Here is a 19266-nt window from a genome sequence, read left to right on the forward strand (position 1 = left end):
ATTACCTTCCATCCGGTCGGCCTCTGTGCGTCGGCGCACGGACCGGCCCGCGACGGGCCGCAGTCCTACAGCGCGGCCCGATATGGCAGCCGCCGGATGCTCCGTGCGGCGATCCGCCATCCCGCACATCCGCGATGCCCCTCTATTTCTTGCAGTCGCAGATATCCTGTCCCTTATCGAACACAATGCGCCACTTGCCCGGCGCTTCCTGGCGCCAGACCGAGTTGAAGCGGGCGATGAGCTTGCCCTTCGGATCGTACACCGGGCCGGACGAGTGGGCCAGGGTGCCGGAATCGGTCACATCGACCCGGTCCGGCTCCCACGAGAACGGCGCTTCCTTGCCGTCGTAAAACTTCCTCCAGAAAGCAGTCACCTGCTCCTTGCCGCGCAAGGGCGTGGGGCCGGAGTAGAACACCGCTTCGTCGGACAGGAAGCTGGTGAAGGCGGCCAGGTCGCGCGCCTTCATGGTGGCCGCGAAGGCGCGCTCCGTGTCGGCCACTTGCTGGGTCAGCTCGGCATTCGACGGCGCCGCGCCCGCAGTGGAGCAAACCAGTGCGAGCGCGGCGACGAAGGCATAGTTGGGAAGGCTCATCGATAATCCTCAGGGAGTCGGCGAGCCTTCGATACTACGCCGGTTTAATGGCCTTCGGAAGCGTTGAACATCGATTTGGCGTAGATCAGTCCCAGGCCATAGCCGCCGCCGTGGGCGATGGAAGTGGCCACCGTTTCATCGTAGGTCTCGCTGCGCGCCCAGTCGCGCTGCAGTTCCAGCAGATATTGCAGCGAGGTGATGGGCTTGGCGCCGGCCTGTATCATGCGCTGCATGGCGCGCTCGTGCGCTTCGTCGGTGACGTCGCCGGAGGCATCGGCAATCACGTACACTTCAAAGCCCTGGTCCAGCGCGGACAGTGCCGGGCCAACGATGCATACCGAGGTCCACAAGCCGGCCAGCACGATGCGGCCGCGGCCGATTTCGTTGACACGGTCGGCAATGCGCTGGTCTTCCCAGGTGTTCATGCTGGTGCGGTCGATCGGCTGCTGCTCGGGGAATACCGACTGGATCTCGTCGAAGATCGGGCCCGAGAAGCTTGTCGCCGCCACCGTGGTCAGGATGGTGGGCACCTTGAACTCGCGCGCCGCCTTGGCCACCAGCGCGGCATTATTGCGCAGCACGGTAATGTCGATGGACTTGGTGGCGAACGACATCTGGGACTGGTGATCGATCATGATCAGCGTGTGGTCGTTGGCGTTCAGCAGTTCTTTACCTGGTTGGGCTTTTGCGAATGGCATGGTAGTTCTCCTGTGGTGTATACATCGATTTTTTCGAAGGCCTGCAGTGTTACTGTTTGTTTGCAGCGCCGATGAAATGAAGTATGAACCTGCCGCATCGAAAAGAAAAACGGAAAAATTGCCTGTCTATTATCGAATTTTTCGAACTTGCCTTTCATCCGAAAGCGGAGTATAAATAATCCAGAAACGGAGGATTTATGCAAGCCGCCTACGCCTACCCAAGAAGCCGCTTTGAACCGGTGATCCCGGTCGACCTGAATGCCCGCGAAGAGCGCGAACGCCTGTCGAAATCGGCGTTGACCGCGTTTTTCCGCCTGGTGGAAGCCTGGTCCGTGCGCGAGAGCGACGCCCGCGAATTGCTGGGCGGCCTGTCCAGCAGCAGCTACTACGACTGGAAGAAGAACCCGGACCGGGTGCTGGAAGTGGACCGCATCACGCGCATTTCCTACCTGGTGGGCATCTACAAGTCGCTGCACATCCTGTACGGCGACCAGCTGGCGGACCGCTGGGTTACGCTGCCCAACAAGAACATCATCTTCGGCGGCCGCACGCCGCTGGCCTATATGCTGGGCGGCGGCCTGCTGGCCATGCAAACGGTGCGCAAGCTGGTCGACGCGCGGCGCGGCGGGCTCTGATGGCGGCAGCGACCCTCCCTCCCCTGACCCTGCTGCGGCAATTCGACACCTGCCGCCTGATCCAGTCCCGCTTTGCCGACGTGGAAGATTCCGTGCTGGCCCCGCTGGCCGGCAGCGAAGACGAACTGCACGACCTGTTCGACCTGGACAACGCCACCAACGCGCGCCTGATCGCCGAACACGGCGGCGCGCCCGGCATCGGCATCGACGAACTGGTGTTCCGGGTGCCGAACTACCGCATCATCAACGCCGCCTTTACCTACGCACGTCCGGAAGGGAGCCGCTTCAACGACGGCGAGCGCGGCGCCTGGTACTGCGCCTTCGACATCGACACTGCGCTGGCCGAGATCGCCTTCCACAAGACGGTAGAATACGCCGAGATCGACTACTTCCACGACAGCGTGAGCTACCAGTGCATGCTGGCCGACTTCACCGCCCAGTTCCACGACCTGCGCCGCACCGAAGAGCACGCAGACTGCCTGGACCCGGCCAGCTACGTGCAGTCGCAGCGGCTGGCCGAGCGGCTGCTGGAGGAAGGCTCGACCGGCGTGATCTTCCCCAGCGTGCGGCGCGCCGGCGGCGTCAACCTGGCCTGCTTCCGGCCCGCGCTGGTGGGCAATGTTCGCAAAGGCGCGGCCTATCGGTTAACATGGGAGGGAGCGCCGGAACCGCGCATCTCCCTACTATGAGCTTCACTATGCAAACCAAACCTGAACAAGACATCGAACTGCACGCCAAGATCAACCGGGAAACGGCGCGCCTGCCATGGAGCGAGCTGGCCAAGCACTTCGCCTCCGGCACCGTGGTGTGGATCGCCGACGAGCTGGACCTGGTCGACGTGGCCGTGCGCATCTCGCATGACGACAAGGCCAGCATCACGCAATGGATGGCCGCCGGCCAGATCGCCAAGGTATCGGACGAACAGGCACAGCGCTGGAACGACAGCAACGCCAGCCTGTGGGCCAGCGTGGTCAGCCCCTTCATCCTGGTGCAGCAGGAAAAGCGCAAGACCCACTGACCACGAAGGCGGACTGCCCTAGCGGCAGTCCAGCGGGCCGAAATGTTCGGCCAGCGTGCGGCCCAATCCCTTCTCGACCGAATCCTCGACCTGGCGCGCCAGGCTGGCCGCTTCGCGCGCGGCCTGGCGGTCGCGGTCGTCCTCCTCATCATCCGGCATGCCGCTGTTGACGGCCACGCCGCCGAACACGAAGACGCGGTACACATCGGCCAGCGTGAGCTTCTCGGCATTGGCCAGCAGCACCCAGTTGTCCGCGCCCTCGCTGACCCGCTTGCCCCACTGCACCCGCGGCGGCGCCTCGGCCTTCACCTTGCCCACCCAGCCCTGCGTCTGCATGCGTTCCAGCAGCGCGTCCATCTCGTCGTAGCCCATGCGGGTCGCCTGCCGGATCGCCGCCGAGTTGACCAGCGCCGTGTCGCCGCAATGGCCGGCCACGTGCAGCACCTTCAGGATCGCCATCGCGTCCACGAACTCTCCGCCCGGCACCGCCTCGTGCCACCAGCGTTCGTACTTCACCACCGGCAGCGCCGCGGTAAACAGCGCGCCCACCAGCGTGATCAGCCAGGACAGGTAGATCCACAGCAGGAACAGCGGCAGCGCCGCCAGCGCGCCATAGATCCGCGAATAGGTCGGGAACTGCGTGATGAAGACCGCGAAACCGCGCTTGGCCAGCTCGAAGAACAGCGCCGCCAGCAGGCCGCCCCACAGCGCATCGCGCCAGTCCACCTGGCGGTTCGGCACCACCACGTACATCAGCGTAAAGCCGGCCGTGGTGGCGGCGATGGACAGCGTGGTGTAGAGCAGCGCGCCCAGCACCGGCACATTGCCCACCAGGTCGCTGGTGGTGGTGTAGACGTGGGTCGACAGGCTGAGCGACACCCCCACCAGCACCGGCCCCAGCGTCAGGATGGCCCAGTACACCAGGATGCGGCGGGCCCAGCTGCGCTCGGCCTTCACGCGCCAGATGCGGTTGAACACCCGTTCGATCATGCCCATCATGGCCACCGACGTCAGCACCAGCGCCACCGCGCCCACCGCCGACAGGCGCGTCGCCTTGGCCGCGAACATGGTGAGGTTGTTCAGGATGGGCGTGGCGATCTGCTTGGGCATCACGCTCTGCGCGAAATACACTTCCAGCGCCTTGCGCAAGGCGGCGAACATGGGGAAGGTGGTGAAGATGGCCAGCGCGATGGTCAGCAGCGGCACCAGCGCGAACACCGTGGTGAAGGTGAGGCTGCCGGCCACCTGCGGCAGGCTCTCTTCCTTCAGGCGGCGGCGCGCGAACAGGAACATGTCGCGGATCTCGTGCCACGACAAGGCCCGCAGCACGGCCACGCCGACGTTACAGGTGCGGAATATGTACTGCAAAAACGGATAGATATACTTGGAAAACATTGAACCCCGGATCGAAAGCACTGCTAAAGCACTGTTGTTGCGGGAGCGCGGCATGCCTGCCGGACTCCAAAGCGCCCTATAATACCAAGATGACCACACCAGATCTGATAATTCTCGTCTTATACTATTCGCGCCACGGCGCAACCCGCAAACTGGCTGAGCTCATCGCGCAGGGCATCGATTCGGTGCCGGGCTGCGAGGCGCGGCTGCGGACCGTGCCGGCGGTGTCCACCGTGGCCGAGGCCAGCGCGCCCGCCGTGCCGTCCGAGGGCGCACCCTACGTGGAGCTGGACGACCTGCGCGACTGTGCGGCGCTGGCCCTGGGTTCGCCGACCCGCTTCGGCAATATGGCCGCCGCCATGAAGTACTTCTGGGACGGCACCTCGGCCGAGTGGCTGTCCGGCACGCTGGCCGGCAAGCCGGCCTGCGTGTTTACCTCCACCGGCAGCCTGCACGGCGGCCAGGAGTCCACGCTGCTGACCATGATGATCCCGCTGCTGCACCACGGCATGATGGTGATGGGCCTGCCCTACACCAACGCCGAGCTGATGACCACCGCCAGCGGCGGCACGCCCTACGGCGCCAGCCATTGGTCCGGCCTTGACGGCAACAAGCCATTGACCGAAGATGAAAGGCGCCTGGCCACGGCGCAGGGCCGCCGCCTGGCGGAGGTTGCAAGCACACTGCGCGCCGGCACGCTGCGGGGAGCATGATGGAAACCAAGTCGCAAAAATTCTTCCACCGGGGCGCCATCGCCAGCATGGTGCTGCTTATCCTGTGGTGCATCGCCTGGGAAATGTGGCTGGCGCCGCTCAAGCCGGGCGGCTCGTGGATGGCGCTGAAAGCGGCGCCGCTGCTGTTCCCGCTGGCCGGCATCATCAAGCGCGACGTCTACACGCTGCAATGGACCTCGATGGTGATCCTGCTGTACTTCACCGAAGGCGTGGTGCGTGGCTGGAGCGATACCGGTTCCCTGTCGGCCTGGCTGGGCTGGGGCGAAGCGCTGATCGTGACCGTCTATTTCATCTGCGCCATCATGTATGTGCGGCCCTACAAAAAGGCCGCCAAACAACTGACCAAGGACCTGCTGGACAAGGTCAACAGGGTGAACTCAGCCAAATGAGCCCGCCCTCCACCGCCATGCGGAACGCCTTCCTGGCGCATTGCCGCACACTGCTGGGCGACGGCCACGTGCTGGCCGGCGCGGCCGACATGGCGCCCTTCCTCACCGACTGGCGCGGCCGCCACACCGGCATGGCCCTGGCTGTGCTGCGGCCCGGCAGCGTGCAGCAGGTGGCCGAGGTGGTGCGCGCCTGCGCGCGCTGGGGCATCCCCGTGGTGCCGCAGGGCGGCAACACCGGCCTGGTGCTGGGCGGCGTACCGGACCGCAGCGGCGAGGCGGTGCTGCTGTCGCTGGCCCGCCTGAACATCATCCGCGAAACCGACGCGCTGAACCGTACCATGACGGTGGACGCCGGCTGCATCCTGCAGCAAGTGCAGGACGCGGCGGCGGCGCACGACTGCCTGTTCCCGCTGTCGCTGGCGGCCGAGGGCAGCTGCACCATAGGCGGCAACCTGTCGAGCAACGCCGGCGGCACCGCCGTGCTCCGCTACGGCAACGCGCGCGAGCTGTGCCTGGGCCTGGAAGTGGTGACGCCGCAGGGCGAAATCTGGAACGGCCTGCGCGGCCTGCGCAAGGACAACACCGGCTACGACCTGCGCGACCTGTACATCGGCGCCGAAGGCACGCTGGGCATCATCACCGGCGCCGTGCTGAAACTTTATCCGCAGCCGAAGGCCTGCATCACCGCGCTGGCCGCGCTGGACTCCCCCGCTGCCGCGCTGCGCCTGCTGGCGCTGATGCAGGACTACTGCGGCGCCAGCCTGACCGGTTTCGAACTGATGTCGTCGTTCTGCCTGCAGCTGGTGGCAACGCAGTTCCCGCAGCTGCCGCGCCCCTTCAGCGGCCAGCACGCCCAGTACGTGCTGCTGGAACTGTCGAGCAGCGAATCGGCAGAGCACGCGGTGGGCCTGCTCGAGCGCGCCATCGACGCGGCCCTGGAGAACGGCACCATCGAGGACGCCGTGGTGGCCACGTCCGTGGCCCAGTCGCGCGGGCTGTGGCAGCTGCGCGAGCACATTCCGCTGGCGCAGGCCAAGGCCGGCAAGAACATCAAGCACGACATCTCGCTGCCCGTGTCCAGCATCCCGGACTTCATCGGCCGCACGGCGCCGCTGCTGCAGCAGGCCTTCCCGGGTTGCCAGCTGGTGTGCTTCGGCCACCTCGGCGACGGCAACCTGCATTTCAACGTCGCGCCGCCGGACGGCATTCCCAATGAAGCTTTCCTGGCCAACCAGGATGCCGTGAACCGCGTGGTGCATGACAGCGTGGCAGGCTTCGGCGGTTCGATTTCGGCTGAACACGGCATCGGCGCGCTGAAGCGGGATGAACTGGCGCGCTACAAGTCGCCGCTGGAGCTGAACTTGATGCGCGCGATCAAATCGGCATTGGACCCGCAGGGCATAATGAACCCCGGGAAGATCCTATGAAATCACGCGCCCTCGCCACCCTGCTCATGCTATGCGCCGCCGCAGCGCCCCATGCGGGCGCGCAGGCGGTCCACAAATGCACGCAGGACGGCAAGATCACCTACACCGGGCAACCTTGCGCAGGCGGCACGGTGATCGCGGTGCCGGACGCGCCCGCGCCCAGCAAGTCGGCCGCGGCCGAGCTGAAAAGCGCGAAAAAGCAGGCCGACGCGCTGGAAAAAGAGCGCCGCAAGCGCGATGCCGCCGACGAGCGCGAAGACGCCGCGGCCAGCCGCGCCGCCGCAGCGCGCCACCAGAAATGCGACAAGCTCCGGCTCGACAGGAAGTGGGCCGACGAGGACCTGCGCCGCGCCCAGCCGCAGCACGAGGAGCGCGCCCGCATCAAGGCCCAGCGCGCCGCCGATAAACTCAAGCTGTCGTGCGCCAGTTGAGCGCTGCGCCGCCCGCCGCACTGCCGGCCTCGCTGCGCAAGCTGTCGCGCTGGCTGCTGCTGGGCGAATGGCGCGCGCATCCGGTGCGCGCCATCACGGCGATCGCCGCGATTGCCATCGGTGTCTCGCTCGGCTTCGCCATCCACCTGATCAATGCGGCCGCGTTCAACGAGTTTTCCTCCGCCATCAAGAGCTTGTCCGGGCAAGCCGACGTGCAGGTCACCGGCGCCGAGGCCACCTTCGACGAGCAAGTCTATCCGCGCCTGGCCGAGCGCCCCGGGGTGGCGGTCGCCTCGCCCGTCCTGGACGTGCAAGCCTCGCTGCCGGGCCAGCGCTCGGCCCTGCAAATCATCGGCCTGGATCCGTTCCGCGCCGGCTACGTCACGCCCGACTTGCTCGGCACGCCGGACCCGGAGCACCTGGCCGATACCCTGGCCGACGACGCCATCTTCCTGTCCCCGGCCGCGCAGGCCTGGCTCAAGCCGCAGGGCGGCGTGCTGGCGCTGCAATCGGGCACGCAAGCGGTGACCTTGCGCGTGGCCGGGCCGCTGCAGCGCGTGCGCGCCGGGCAGCGCCTGGGCGTGATGGACATCGGCGCGCTCCAATGGCGCCTGAACCGGGTCGGCCAGCTGTCGCGCGTGGACCTCAAGCTGCGCGGCGGCGTGGACCGCGAAGCGTTCAAGGCGCAGCTGGCGCGCGACCTGGAGCGGGAACATCCGGGCCGCTTCCATGTCGGCAGCCCGAACGACGAAGACCAGAATAGCCGCAACAACAATATGAGCCGGGCCTACCGCGTCAACCTGAGCGTGCTCGCGCTGGTGGCGCTGTTTACCGGCGCCTTCCTGGTCTTTTCCACCCAGGCCCTGTCGGTGATGCGGCGCCGCAGCCAGTTCGCGCTGCTGCGCGTGCTGGGCATGGAGCGCGGCCGCCTGCTACGCCAGATCCTGCTGGAAGGCGGCGCGCTGGGCGTGGCCGGTTCGCTGCTCGGCATCGCGGCCGGCTATGGCCTGGCGGCCGCCGCCCTGCGCCTGTTCGGCGGCGACCTGGGCGCGGGCTACTTCGCCGGCGTGCAGCCGCAGGTTCAGTTCACGCCGGTGGCGGCGCTGGCGTATTTCGCGCTGGGTGCGGGCGTGGCCATGCTGGGCTGTGCGGCGCCCGCCATGGAGGCAGCGCGCGCCACCCCGGCGGTGGCGCTCAAGTCGGGCAGCGAGGAGACCGCCATGGCGCGCCTTGCGCTTGCCTGGCCTGGACTGGCATGCCTGGCGGTGGCGGCGGCCATGTCGCAAATGCCGCCGCTGTGGGAGCTGCCCATTTTCGGCTACCTCTCAATTGCGCTGATGCTGGTGGGCGCCATCGCGCTGATGCCGCGCCTGGCGTCCACGGTATTCCGCCTCCTGCACGCGCGCTGGAGCGCGGCTGCGGCGGACCGGCCGGACAGTTCGCCGGTGCTGGCCCTGGCGCTGGCGCGGCTGGCCAACGCCTCCGGCCAGGCCGGCATCGCGCTGGGCGGCGTGCTGTCCAGCTTCAGCCTGATGGTGGCCATGGCCATCATGGTGTCCAGCTTCCGCGTCTCGCTCGACGACTGGCTGCTGCAAATCCTGCCGGCCGACTTGTACGCCAGCACCGCCAGCGGCGGCGCCACGGCGGGCCTGAATCCGCGCGAGCAGGAGCAGGTGCGCGCCCTGCCCGGCGTGGCCAAGGTCGATTTCCTGCGTGCGCGCGGCGTGAGCCTGGCGCCCGAGCGCCCGCCGGTGCTGCTCATGGCGCGCAATATCGAGCCGGCCAACGCCGACAAGCTGCTGGCCATGACCGGCCCCACGCTGCCGGTGCCCGAGGGGCGGCGGCCGGTGTGGGTGTCCGAGCCGATGGCCGACCTGTACGGGGTGGCCGCAGGCAGCATCCTGAAACTGCCGCTGCAAGGCCGGCAGCATGAATTTTTCGTGGCCGGCGTCTGGCGCGACTACGCCCGCGCCTCCGGCTCGGTGCAGATGCGGCTGGCCGACTACCGCGCCATCACGGGCGACATGGACATCAACAGCACGGCCATCTGGCTGGCCAAAGGCGGCGATGGGGACGACAACATGAAAAAGGTCAAGGCGGCGCTGAAGGCGCTGCCGTTCGGGGCCGGGCTGGAACTGAGCGCGCTGTCCGAGTTGCGCGCCATGAGCCTGACGATCTTCGACCGCAGCTTCGCCGTTACTTATCTGCTGGAGGCTATAGCGATTATTATCGGCCTGTTCGGCGTGGCCGCCACTTTCTCGGCCCAGACCCTGGCGCGTTCGAAGGAATTCGGCATGCTGCGCCACATCGGCGTAACGCGGCGCCAGATCCTGGCCATCCTGGCGCTGGAGGGCGGCGCGCTGACGGGACTGGGCATCGCCACCGGCGCGGTGCTGGGCTGGATCATCAGCCTGGTGCTGGTATTCGTCATCAATCCGCAGTCCTTCCACTGGACCATGCAGATGCACTTCCCGTGGCCGCTGCTGGCCAGCGTGGCCTCCGCGCTGCTGGCCGCCGCCGCGCTGACGGCGCTGCTGGCCGGCCGCCAGGCCTTGTCCGGCGCGCCGATCCGCGCGGTGCGGGAGGATTGGTGATGTTGCCGCCCCTCCTGCGCCTGCTGGCCGCCCTGCTTTGCGCCATGGCGCTGCTGGCGGCGGCGCTGGCGGCCCCGCGCCCCTTCCCGGCCGTCACGCCCCTTCCCGCCGGCGCCACATTGGCCTTCCCCCAGGACTATGGGGCCCACCCGGACTACAAGACCGAGTGGTGGTACGCCACCGGCTGGCTCAAGACGCCCGAGGGCAAAGATCTCGGCTACCAGGTCACTTTCTTCCGCCGCGCCACGGGCATCGACAGCGCCAACCCCAGCAAATTCGCACCGCAGCAGCTCATCATCGGGCATGCCGCGCTGTCCGATCCGGCGCTGGGCAAGCTGCTGCACGACCAGCGCAGCGCCCGCGCAGGCTTCGGCCTGGCCTACGCCAAGTCCGGCGACACCGACGTGAAACTGGACGACTGGCGCATGGCGCGCCGCCCGGACGGCAGCTACCAGGTCACCCTGGCGGCCGCCAGCTTCACCCTCAACCTGACCCTGGCGCCCACCCAGCCGGTGCTGCTGCAGGGTGAACGCGGCTACTCGCGCAAGGGCCCGGCCCCCCAGCAGGCCAGCTACTACTACAGCGAACCGCACCTGAAAACCAGCGGCACCATTGCCCGCAGCGGCGGCAAGCCGCAGGCCGTCACCGGCGCCACCTGGCTGGATCACGAATGGTCGCAGCAGGTGCTGGGCGACGACGCGGCGGGCTGGGACTGGGTCAGCGCCAACCTCGACGACGGCGGCGCGCTGATGGCTTTCCAGATCCGCGGCAAAACAGGTGCTAAACTATGGGCGCACGCGACATGGCGCGATGCATCCGGTAAGATCACGCATTACGCGCCGGACCAGGTCAGTTTTACCCCGCAACGGCGGTGGCGTTCGCCCCGCACCAATGCCGAGTATCCCGTCGCCACCCAGCTCGCCACAGGCAACACGCTGTGGCGGATTGCGCCCCTGCAGGAAGACCAGGAGCTCGATTCGCGCCGCAGCACGGGCGCGGTGTACTGGGAAGGTGCGGTGACGGTCAGCCGCGATGGCGCACGCGCCGGGCGCGGCTACCTGGAACTGACCGGCTATGCCAGTCCCATGAAACTATGAATTCGCTTACCCATAACAACGCAGAACAACGCAACAACAACGGCAACACGATGACCGACAGTATCAAGAGCAACGTCAACCCAGGGGCAGGCAGCAGCAACGCCGCAACACCGGCCCCCCACAGCGAATCCCGCGAACTCAAGAAGGGCAGCCTGGCAGCCTTCAAGGGCCTGATGCCCTTTCTGCGCCCCTACCGCAAGCAGTTCGCCATGGCCGGCGTGGCCCTGGTGGTGGCAGCCGGCGCCACGCTGGCCATCCCGGCCGCCTTCAAGCAAATGATAGACCTGGGCTTTGGCGCCTCGGCCGGGGTACGCAGCATCGAGCACGTGAACCTGGTGTTCCTGGCCCTGTTCGGCGTGGCCACTGTGCTGGCGCTGGCCACGGCGGCGCGCTTCTACACCGTGTCCTGGCTCGGCGAGCGCGTCACGGCCGACATCCGCAGCGCGGTGTACCGCCACGTGGTCACGCAAAGCCCGGAATTCTTCGAAACCACGCAGACCGGCGAAGTGCTGTCGCGCATCACCACCGACACCACGCTGATCCAGGCCGTGGTGGGCACCAGCATCTCCATGGCGCTGCGCAATGTGCTGCTGTTCATCGGCGGCCTGGCCATGCTGTTCGTCACCAGCGTCAAACTGTCGTCCATCATCATCGGCCTGCTGATCCTCACCGTGCTGCCCATCGTGATGTTCGGCCGCCGGGTGCGCAAGCTCTCGCGCGACTCGCAGGACCGCATCGCCGACGCCTCCGCCGTGGCCGGCGAGATCCTGAACGCCATGCCCACCGTGCAGGCCTTCACGCATGAAAAAATCGAGACCGACCGTTTCGGCGCGTCGGTCGAAGGCGCTTTCGTCACCGCCATGAAGCGCATCCGCGCGCGCGCCATGCTCACCGCGCTGGCCATCGTGCTGGTGTTCGGCACCATCGTGTTCGTGCTGTGGCTCGGTGCGCACGCCGTGCTGGAGGGCTCCATGACCGGCGGCGACCTGGGCCAGTTCATCCTGTACGCCTCCATCGTGGCCGGCGCCATCGGCGCGCTGTCCGAAGTGATGGGCGAAGCCCAGCGCGCGGCCGGCGCCACCGAGCGCCTGCTGGAACTGATGTCGGTCAAGTCCGAAATCCAGTCGCCCGCGCATCCGCTGGCGCTGCCGCCGCGCGCCGCCAACGGCGCCGCGCTGACGCTGGCCGATGTGACCTTCAACTACCCGTCGCGCCCCGAAACGGCGGCGCTGGCGCACCTGTCGCTGGACATCAAGCCCGGCGAAACGGTGGCCGTGGTGGGCCCGTCCGGCGCCGGCAAGACCACGCTGTTCCAGCTGTTCCTGCGCTTCTACGACCCGCAGGCAGGCGCCATCAAGCTCGATGGCGTGGACATCCGCCAGCTCGACCTGCACACCCTGCGCGACGCCATCGGCATCGTGCCGCAGGACACGGTGATCTTCTCCACCGACGCGATGGAAAACATCCGCTACGGCCGCGCCGGCGCCACCGACGCGGAAGTGATCCAGGCCGCCAAGCTGGCGGCGGCGCACGAATTCATCGAGCGGCTGCCGAACGGCTACCAGTCCTTCCTGGGCGAGCGCGGCGTGCGCCTGTCCGGCGGCCAGCGCCAGCGCATCGCCATCGCCCGCGCGCTGCTGAAAAATCCGCCGCTGCTGCTGCTGGATGAAGCGACCAGCGCGCTGGACGCCGAATCCGAACGCCTGGTGCAAGGCGCGCTGGAAGCGGCCATGCAAGGCCGCACCACGGTCATCATCGCGCACCGCCTGGCAACCGTGCAGCGCGCCGACCGCATCATCGTCATGGAAGACGGCAAGATTGTCGAAACCGGCACGCACGCCTCGCTGGTGGCGCTGGGCGGCATCTACGCCAACCTGGCCGCGCTGCAGTTCCACAACGTGCACGTGGTGCACTAGCAACGGCGGTTTAAACGCGCCCTGCATATTACTGAACCGTATCCGCATGCGGCGACCGGCCGTGCCGGGCCGCATGTCACGCCTGAGGCGGCAATGCGGCCCGCGATTCGCGCCACAACCATTGCCGCCCGCGCCAGTCCTGTAAAATCACGTTCTTTCAGGAGACCGCCCGTGACCGACGCCGAACTGCGCCAGATGTGCCACACCGTATTGCCCGGCCATCGCCAGCCCGCGCCGGCCGAGACGTTCGCGGCCATGGCCGCCTGGTGCGCCGCCAACGACGTGACGCACGACGTGTACGGCGAAGGTCCGCTGATCCAGTCGTTCGAGCGCAAGGTGGCGGACCTGCTGGGCTTCGAGGCGGCCGCCTTCTGCATCACGGGCACCATGACGCAGGTGACGGCGCTGCGCCTGGCCTGCATGGAGCGCGGCAGCCCGCTGGCGGCGCTGCACCCCACCGCCCACATCTTCAGGCACGAACGCGGCAACCACCAGCTGCTGGGCCATTTCCAGGCCTTGCAGATCGGCGATCCGCACCGTCCGTGGACGCTGGAAGACCTGCAGGCCCTGCCCGACCACCTCGGCGCGGTGTCGCTGGAACTGCCGGCACGCGAAATCGGCGGCCAGTGCCCCGGCTGGGACGAGTTGCAAGCCATCAAGGACTACTGCCGCACGCGCCGCATCCACCTGCACATGGACGGCGCGCGCCTGTGGGAAACCGCCGCAGCCTATGGCAAGCCATTGCACGAAATCTGCGCCGGCTTCGACACGGTCTATGTCTCGCTCTACAAGGGCATCGGCGGCCTGGGCGGCGCCATGCTGCTGGGCAACATCGGCTTTGTGGCCAAGGCGCAGGAATGGTTCCGCCGCCAGGGCGGCAACGTGATCCACCGCACGCCCTACGTGGTGGCCGCCGCCATGCAGTTCGACGCGCGCCTGGCCGCCATGCCGCAGTACTTCAAACGCACCATAGCGCTGTTCGAAACGCTGCGCAGCCATCCGCTGCTGGCGCCGAATCCGGCGCGCCCGCAAGCCAACCTGCTGCATCTGCATATGCCGGTCGACCGCGAGCGCGCCGTCGCCATCCGCAACGCCTTCGCGGAAAAACACGGCGTCTGGCTGTTCAACCGCGTCAGCCAGGCGCAGCTGCCGGGCCACAGCGCCACCGAATGGTATGTGGGCGACAACCTGCTCGCCATCAGCGACCAGCGCCTGCACGCCATCCTTACCCTGTGGAGCGCCGAACTGGCCGCTCCCGCCCAATAACAATAAAGATTCCCATGACTTTCGCATCCCTCGGCCTTATCGATCCCCTGCTGCGCATGCTGGACACGGTAGGCTACACCACGCCCACCCCGGTCCAGAAGCAAGCCATTCCCGCCGTGCTGGCCGGCCGCGACTTGATGGCCGCCGCGCAAACCGGCACCGGCAAGACCGCCGGCTTCGCCATTCCGCTGCTGCAGCGCCTGAGCCAAGGCGAACGCGCCGCGCCGAACCACGTGCGCTGCTTGGTGCTGGTGCCCACCCGCGAGCTGGCCGAGCAGGTGTACGAAAGCTTCCGCAGCTACGGCCGCAACGTGCCGATGCGCTGCCACGTGGCGTACGGCGGTGTGCCGATCGAACCGCAGATCGCCAAGCTGAACAAGGGCCTGGACGTGATGGTGGCCACCCCCGGCCGCCTGCTGGACCTGTTCCGCCAGGGCGTGCTGCAGTTCGAGCAGCTGGAGTCGCTGGTGCTCGATGAAGCGGACCGCATGCTGGACCTGGGCTTCGCGGACGACCTGGAAGCCATCCTGCTCGCGCTGCCGGACGAGCACCAGACGCTGATGTTCTCGGCCACCTACTCGGACGACGTGCGCAGCCTTGCCGAGATCCTGCTGAACGACCCGCTGTCGATCCAGGCCAGCGCGCGCAATATCGCCGCCAAGTCGGTCAAGCAGTGGATTATCACCACCGACAAGGCGCACAAGCCGGAACTGTTCCTGCACCTGTTCAAGAAGCAGCGCTGGGGCCAGGTCCTGGTGTTCGTCAAGACCCGCAAAGGCGTGGACGTGCTGGTGAAAACGCTGGTCGAGCATGGCATCCGCGCCGACTCCATCCATGGCGACAAGCCGCAGCCGGCCCGCCTGCGCGCGCTGGCGCGCTTCAAGGCCAGCGAAGTGCAGGTGCTGGTGGCTACCGACGTGGCCGCGCGTGGCCTGGACATCGAAGCGTTGCCGCTGGTGGTGAACTTCGACCTGCCCACCGTGGCGGAAGACTATGTGCACCGCATCGGCCGCACCGGACGCGCGGGAGCGGACGGCGTGGCGATCTCGCTGGTGTGCGCGGACGAGGTGGACCTGCTGGCGGCCATCGAAAAGCTCACCAAACAGGTGCTGCGCCGCGAAGAGGAACCCGGTTTCGAGGCGGACCACCGCGTGCCGGAAACCGGCACGCCGAAACCAGCCGCCAAGCAGGCTGTGGCCGGCAAGAAGAAACGCCCGTTCACCGGCCCTGCCGGCGGCAAGGCGGCGCTGGCGCAGCAAGCGGCGGGCGGCGCCCGGACTGCCGGCGGCGCGGCGCGGGGCAAGGCCGGCGGCCCGGCAGCAAGCAGCGCCGGCGGTCCGGCTCGCGGCAAGGCTGGCGCTGCGGCGGCAGGCCGGCCAACCGGCGCAGCCAGCGGCGGCGGCGCCGGCAAAGGCGGTGCGGCGGGCAGCGGCAAGCCGGGCGCCCCGGCCGCCAAAGTACCCGCGCCAGGCAGCCGTGGCAGCAACGCCGCCACCCTGCGCGCCATGGCCGAGGCGGCCGGCGGTGGCCGCAATGCAAGCCAGGGCCAGGGCAAAATCATCGTCGCCGGCGGACGCGGCGCCAAGTCCGCAGCCCGCGCCGAAGGCCGCGCACAAGCCATCGCGCCGAGCCGGAAGACCGGCCGTGGCAGCGTGAAACGCTAAGGCCTTGTAGAATCCCGCTCTGAAAAACACGCTTTACGTTGGAGAACCGCATGCAGCAATACCTTGATCTGATCCGTACCGTCCTCGAAACCGGCAGCTGGCAGGACAACCGCACCGGCATCCGCACGCTCAGCGTGCCCGGCGCCATGATGCGCTTCGACTTGCTGAAGGACGGTTTCCCCGCCGTGACGACCAAGAAGCTCGCGTTCAAATCCGTGGTGGGTGAGCTGTGCGCATTCCTGCGCGCCTCGCGCAGCGCGGCCGACTTCCGCGCGCTGGGCTGCAAGGTGTGGGACCAGAACGCCAACGAGAACCAGCAGTGGCTGGACAATCCCTACCGCACCGGCACCGACGACCTCGGTCCCGTGTACGGCGTGCAGTGGCGCGAATGGCCGGGCTACAAGCTGCTCGACGCGGCCGCCGCCGCGCAGATCGCCGACGCCGAAAAGAACGGCTACCGCCAGGTGGCGCCGCTGGAGGAAGGCGGCGTGCGCAAGGTGCTGATGTACAAGGCCATCGACCAGCTGCGCGAGTGCCTGGACAGCATCGTCAACAATCCCGGCAGCCGCCGCATCCTGTTCCACGGCTGGAACCCGTCCGTGCTGGACCAGGTGGCGCTGCCGGCCTGCCACCTGCTGTACCAGTTCATCCCGAACGCCACAACGAAGGAAATCTCGCTGTGCCTGTACGTGCGCAGCAACGACATCGGCCTGGGCACGCCGTTCAACCTGGCCGAAGGCGCCGCCCTGCTCGCGCTGGTGGGCCGCCTCACCGGCTACACGCCGCGCTGGTTCACCTATTTCATCGGCGACGCCCACATCTACGAGAACCACATGGACATGGTGCAGGAACAGCTCACACGCGCGCCCTTCCCTGCCCCCAGGCTGGTGATTGCCGAACGCGTACCCGATTTCGCCAAGACCGGCAAGTACGAACCGGAGTGGCTGGAAAAGATCGAGCCCGCCGATTTCACGCTGGAAGGCTACCGGCACCACGCGCCCATCACGGCGCCGATGGCGGTCTGACCCGGCTTTGTGTACGATAGGCTGACCCCGTCAAAGGAAAGCCTCATGAACACGTTCGAACTAGTCCGCAGCCACCGCATCGCCGCCCTGCAAGCCACCGTGGAAGAATACGTGGCGCCGTCGTCCGGCGCGCGCCATATCCACCTGGCCACCGCCGGAGCCGACCTGGCTTTCCTGGTCGGCTTTCCGACCGTGCCCGACACCAGCGACGGCCGCGCCCACATCCTGGAACACCTGGCCCTGTGCGGCTCGCAGCGCTATCCGGTGCGTGCGCCGTTCTTCTCCATGCTGCGCCGCTCCACCGCCACTTTCATGAACGCGATGACGTATGCCGACCGCACCGTCTATCCCTTCGCCAGCACCGACCGCAACGACTTCTTCAACCTGCTGGATGTCTACCTGGACGCCACCTTCTTCCCGCGCCTGGACTACCTGAACTTCCTGCAGGAAGGCTGGCGCCACACCCTGGAAGACGGCAAGCTGCGCTACCAGGGCGTGGTGTTCAACGAAATGAAGGGCGCGTTCGCCGATCCCACGCGGGCGCTGTACAACGGCATCAGCGCGGCCCTGCTCAAGGACACCACCTACGAGGTCGTCTCCGGCGGCGACCCGCTGGCGATACCGGAGCTGAGCCACCAGATGCTGAAGGACTTCCACGCCAGCCACTATCACCCGTCGCAGGCGGTGTTCATGACAGCCGGCGACATTCCCGCCGCCGAAATACAGCGCCACGTCGCCGAGCGGGTGCTGAGCAGGCTGCCGGGCGCCATGCCGCGCCGCATGCCGCAGCTGGCGGCGGCCGCCGCGCCGCGCGAAGCCACCATCCGCGTACCCTCGCAGAGCGCGCGCGGCGACGAATTCGGTTTCCAGCTCACCTGGCTGATGGGCGAGTCGTCGGACGCCACCGTCCAGCACCACGCCAACCTGCTGCAGGCCGGCCTGCTGGGCGACGCTTCCGCACCACTGAAGAAAGCCATGGAATCGGCCGGCTACGGCCGCCCTTCGCGCCTGAACGGCATGGATACGGGGCCGCGCCAGTTGCTGTTCCACCTGGGAATGGACGGCCTGGCGCAGCACCAGCTGGCCGATGCCCGCGCCCGCGTGTGGGCCGCGCTGGAGGACGCTGCCAACGCCGGCGTGCCGCAATCGGCACTGCAGGCCGCATTGCGCGACATCAAGTACAGCCAGCGCGACACCTCCAGCGGCCGCATGCCGAACGTGATGAACCGCATGCTGCAGGCGCTGCCGGTGGCCATGCGCGGCGGCGACGTGGTGGGCGCCTTCGACAGCGAGGCCGTGCTGCGCAGCCTGGAACAGGATATTGCCGACCCGGCCTTCTTCAAGGGCCTGGTGCGCGCGCTGCTCGACTCGCCGGCCCGGCTGGACGCCGCCATCGTGCCCGATGCCGACTTCTTCACCGCGCGCGCGGCCGCGGAAGAGGAAGGACTGGCCGCCAGGCTGGCCGCGCTCAGCGGCGAGGAACGCGCGCGCATCGAAGCCGACAGCGTGGCGCTGGATGCGCACCAGCGCCTGCCGTCCGACACCACGCTGCTGCCCCGCATCAAGCCGGGCGATGTCAGCCCGCATCCGCGCCCCCTGCCCGCCATTCCGGCCGCGCAGGACGGCAAATACCTCTTCCCGATTGCCTCCAACGGCATCTCCTACGCCGTGGTGCAATACGACGTGGGCGCGCTGCCGGAATCGGCATGGCCGTGGCTGCAGCTATATGCGGACCTGCGGCGCGACTTGGGTGTGGCCGGCCACAGCTATGAACAGGCCGGGGCATGGCGCAAGCGCATGGTGCCTGCCTTCAAGCTTGGCCTGGAAGCGCTGGTCAAGGCCGACGACACGCTGGACCTGGCGCTGCAGTTCTCCGTCACCGGCCTGCGCGAGGAACATGCGAATATGGCCGCCGTGCTGGAAGCCTACATCGGCAGCCCGCGCTTCGACGAGCATGAACGCATCGCCTTCCTGGTCGCCCGCATGGTGAAAAACCGCATCAACGGCCTGGCCAGCTCGGGCAACGTGTATGCGTCGCTGGCAGCCACCGCACCGCTGTCACCGTTGCGCCGCTTCGAGAACGCCTGCGGCGGCGTGGCCATGCTGCCCTTCCTGGGCGAGCTGGGGCGCCTGGCGGCGACGCCCGAAGGCGTGGCGCACATCGCTGCGCGCCTGGCCGAAATCCACCTGCAAGTGGTTTCCTGTCCATCCAAGGTGCTGTGCGCCGGCACCGGGGACGACGCGCAGGCGCTGGCCGGCATGCTCGCGGCGCCGGCTGCGAAATCGGCAGCGGCCGCCGCGCGCGGCAGCGCGGCGGCCGCCGCCAGCGCAGCGCGCGCCAACCTGGCTTTGTTCGCCGCCGGCCAGGTCAACCACAGCGACATC

17 protein-coding genes are annotated in these 19266 nt (G+C 67.8%); 14 read left to right on the plus strand and 3 right to left on the minus strand.

Going from position 1 to position 19266, the window contains the following annotated elements; all coding sequences use genetic code 11:
- Positions 1 to 142: 142 nt before the first annotated feature.
- Together AC6H42_RS22765 and AC6H42_RS22770 are read right to left on the minus strand one after the other, a co-directional pair.
- Positions 143 to 592, minus strand: coding sequence for a YybH family protein (locus tag AC6H42_RS22765; RefSeq protein WP_497549011.1), 450 nt, complete (start codon positions 590 to 592; stop codon positions 143 to 145).
- Positions 593 to 636: 44 nt separating this feature from the next.
- Positions 637 to 1290: a hydrolase gene (locus AC6H42_RS22770; protein ID WP_057157131.1), complete on the minus strand. Its 654-nt coding sequence runs from the start codon at positions 1288 to 1290 to the stop codon at positions 637 to 639.
- 197 nt (positions 1291 to 1487) lie between these two features.
- On the opposite strand from AC6H42_RS22770, the gene AC6H42_RS22775 reads away from it, so the two are divergent.
- The 3 genes from AC6H42_RS22775 to AC6H42_RS22785 are packed head-to-tail and all read left to right on the plus strand — an operon-like array spanning position 1488 to position 2943.
- Positions 1488 to 1925 carry an MbcA/ParS/Xre antitoxin family protein gene (locus tag AC6H42_RS22775; RefSeq protein WP_056390938.1) on the plus strand — a complete coding sequence of 146 codons (438 nt, stop codon included), beginning with the start codon at positions 1488 to 1490 and terminating at the stop codon, positions 1923 to 1925.
- Positions 1925 to 2614 (plus strand): RES family NAD+ phosphorylase, encoded by a 690-nt coding sequence (locus tag AC6H42_RS22780; protein WP_057157130.1) that lies wholly within the window; start codon positions 1925 to 1927, stop codon positions 2612 to 2614. The genes AC6H42_RS22775 and AC6H42_RS22780 overlap by 1 nt, the downstream gene beginning before the upstream one ends.
- A gap of 8 nt (positions 2615 to 2622) precedes the next feature.
- Positions 2623 to 2943 (plus strand): DUF2288 domain-containing protein, encoded by a 321-nt coding sequence (locus AC6H42_RS22785; RefSeq protein ID WP_497549012.1) that lies wholly within the window; start codon positions 2623 to 2625, stop codon positions 2941 to 2943.
- Between the two features lie 18 nt (positions 2944 to 2961).
- On the opposite strand, the gene AC6H42_RS22790 is transcribed toward AC6H42_RS22785, so the two are convergent.
- Positions 2962 to 4338 carry a YihY family inner membrane protein gene (locus AC6H42_RS22790; RefSeq protein WP_057157128.1) on the minus strand — a complete coding sequence of 459 codons (1377 nt, stop codon included), beginning with the start codon at positions 4336 to 4338 and terminating at the stop codon, positions 2962 to 2964.
- 89 nt (positions 4339 to 4427) lie between these two features.
- On the opposite strand from AC6H42_RS22790, the gene wrbA reads away from it, so the two are divergent.
- The 11 genes from wrbA to AC6H42_RS22845 all read left to right on the plus strand — a co-directional run.
- A complete protein-coding gene (wrbA, locus tag AC6H42_RS22795; RefSeq protein WP_057157127.1) occupies positions 4428 to 5051 on the plus strand; it encodes an NAD(P)H:quinone oxidoreductase in 624 nt (207 codons plus the stop codon).
- The gene (locus AC6H42_RS22800; protein WP_497549018.1) at positions 5051 to 5461 is read left to right on the plus strand and encodes a DUF2069 domain-containing protein; all 411 of its coding nucleotides are present in this window, start codon (positions 5051 to 5053) and stop codon (positions 5459 to 5461) included. The genes wrbA and AC6H42_RS22800 overlap by 1 nt, the downstream gene beginning before the upstream one ends.
- Positions 5458 to 6888 carry an FAD-binding oxidoreductase gene (locus tag AC6H42_RS22805; protein ID WP_497549013.1) on the plus strand — a complete coding sequence of 477 codons (1431 nt, stop codon included), beginning with the start codon at positions 5458 to 5460 and terminating at the stop codon, positions 6886 to 6888. Before AC6H42_RS22800 ends, AC6H42_RS22805 begins: the two co-directional genes overlap by 4 nt.
- Positions 6885 to 7319, plus strand: a complete 435-nt coding sequence (locus AC6H42_RS22810) for a DUF4124 domain-containing protein (RefSeq protein WP_157201069.1) — start codon at positions 6885 to 6887, stop codon at positions 7317 to 7319. The genes AC6H42_RS22805 and AC6H42_RS22810 overlap by 4 nt, the downstream gene beginning before the upstream one ends.
- On the plus strand, positions 7307 to 9913 hold the full coding sequence (locus AC6H42_RS22815; protein WP_497549014.1) for an FtsX-like permease family protein: 2607 nt from the start codon (positions 7307 to 7309) through the stop codon (positions 9911 to 9913). The genes AC6H42_RS22810 and AC6H42_RS22815 overlap by 13 nt, the downstream gene beginning before the upstream one ends.
- Positions 9913 to 11010, plus strand: a complete 1098-nt coding sequence (locus tag AC6H42_RS22820; RefSeq protein ID WP_497549015.1) for a lipocalin-like domain-containing protein — start codon at positions 9913 to 9915, stop codon at positions 11008 to 11010. The genes AC6H42_RS22815 and AC6H42_RS22820 overlap by 1 nt, the downstream gene beginning before the upstream one ends.
- Before the next feature lie 50 nt (positions 11011 to 11060).
- A complete protein-coding gene (locus AC6H42_RS22825; RefSeq protein ID WP_057157348.1) occupies positions 11061 to 12926 on the plus strand; it encodes an ABC transporter transmembrane domain-containing protein in 1866 nt (621 codons plus the stop codon).
- Positions 12927 to 13097: 171 nt separating this feature from the next.
- Complete coding sequence (locus AC6H42_RS22830; protein WP_082552040.1) at positions 13098 to 14192, plus strand: threonine aldolase family protein; 1095 nt, start codon at positions 13098 to 13100, stop codon at positions 14190 to 14192.
- 14 nt (positions 14193 to 14206) lie between these two features.
- Positions 14207 to 15856: a DEAD/DEAH box helicase gene (locus AC6H42_RS22835; RefSeq protein WP_497549016.1), complete on the plus strand. Its 1650-nt coding sequence runs from the start codon at positions 14207 to 14209 to the stop codon at positions 15854 to 15856.
- Between the two features lie 50 nt (positions 15857 to 15906).
- Entirely contained in the window at positions 15907 to 16881 is a 975-nt protein-coding gene (locus AC6H42_RS22840; RefSeq protein ID WP_057157122.1) for a thymidylate synthase, read from the plus strand.
- A 45-nt stretch (positions 16882 to 16926) separates the two neighbouring features.
- Positions 16927 to 19266, plus strand: a 2340-nt coding sequence (locus AC6H42_RS22845) for an insulinase family protein (protein WP_497549017.1), incomplete at its 3' end; no start/stop codon positions are given.

It is taken from the genome of Massilia sp. NBRC 108631, from assembly GCF_059704565.1.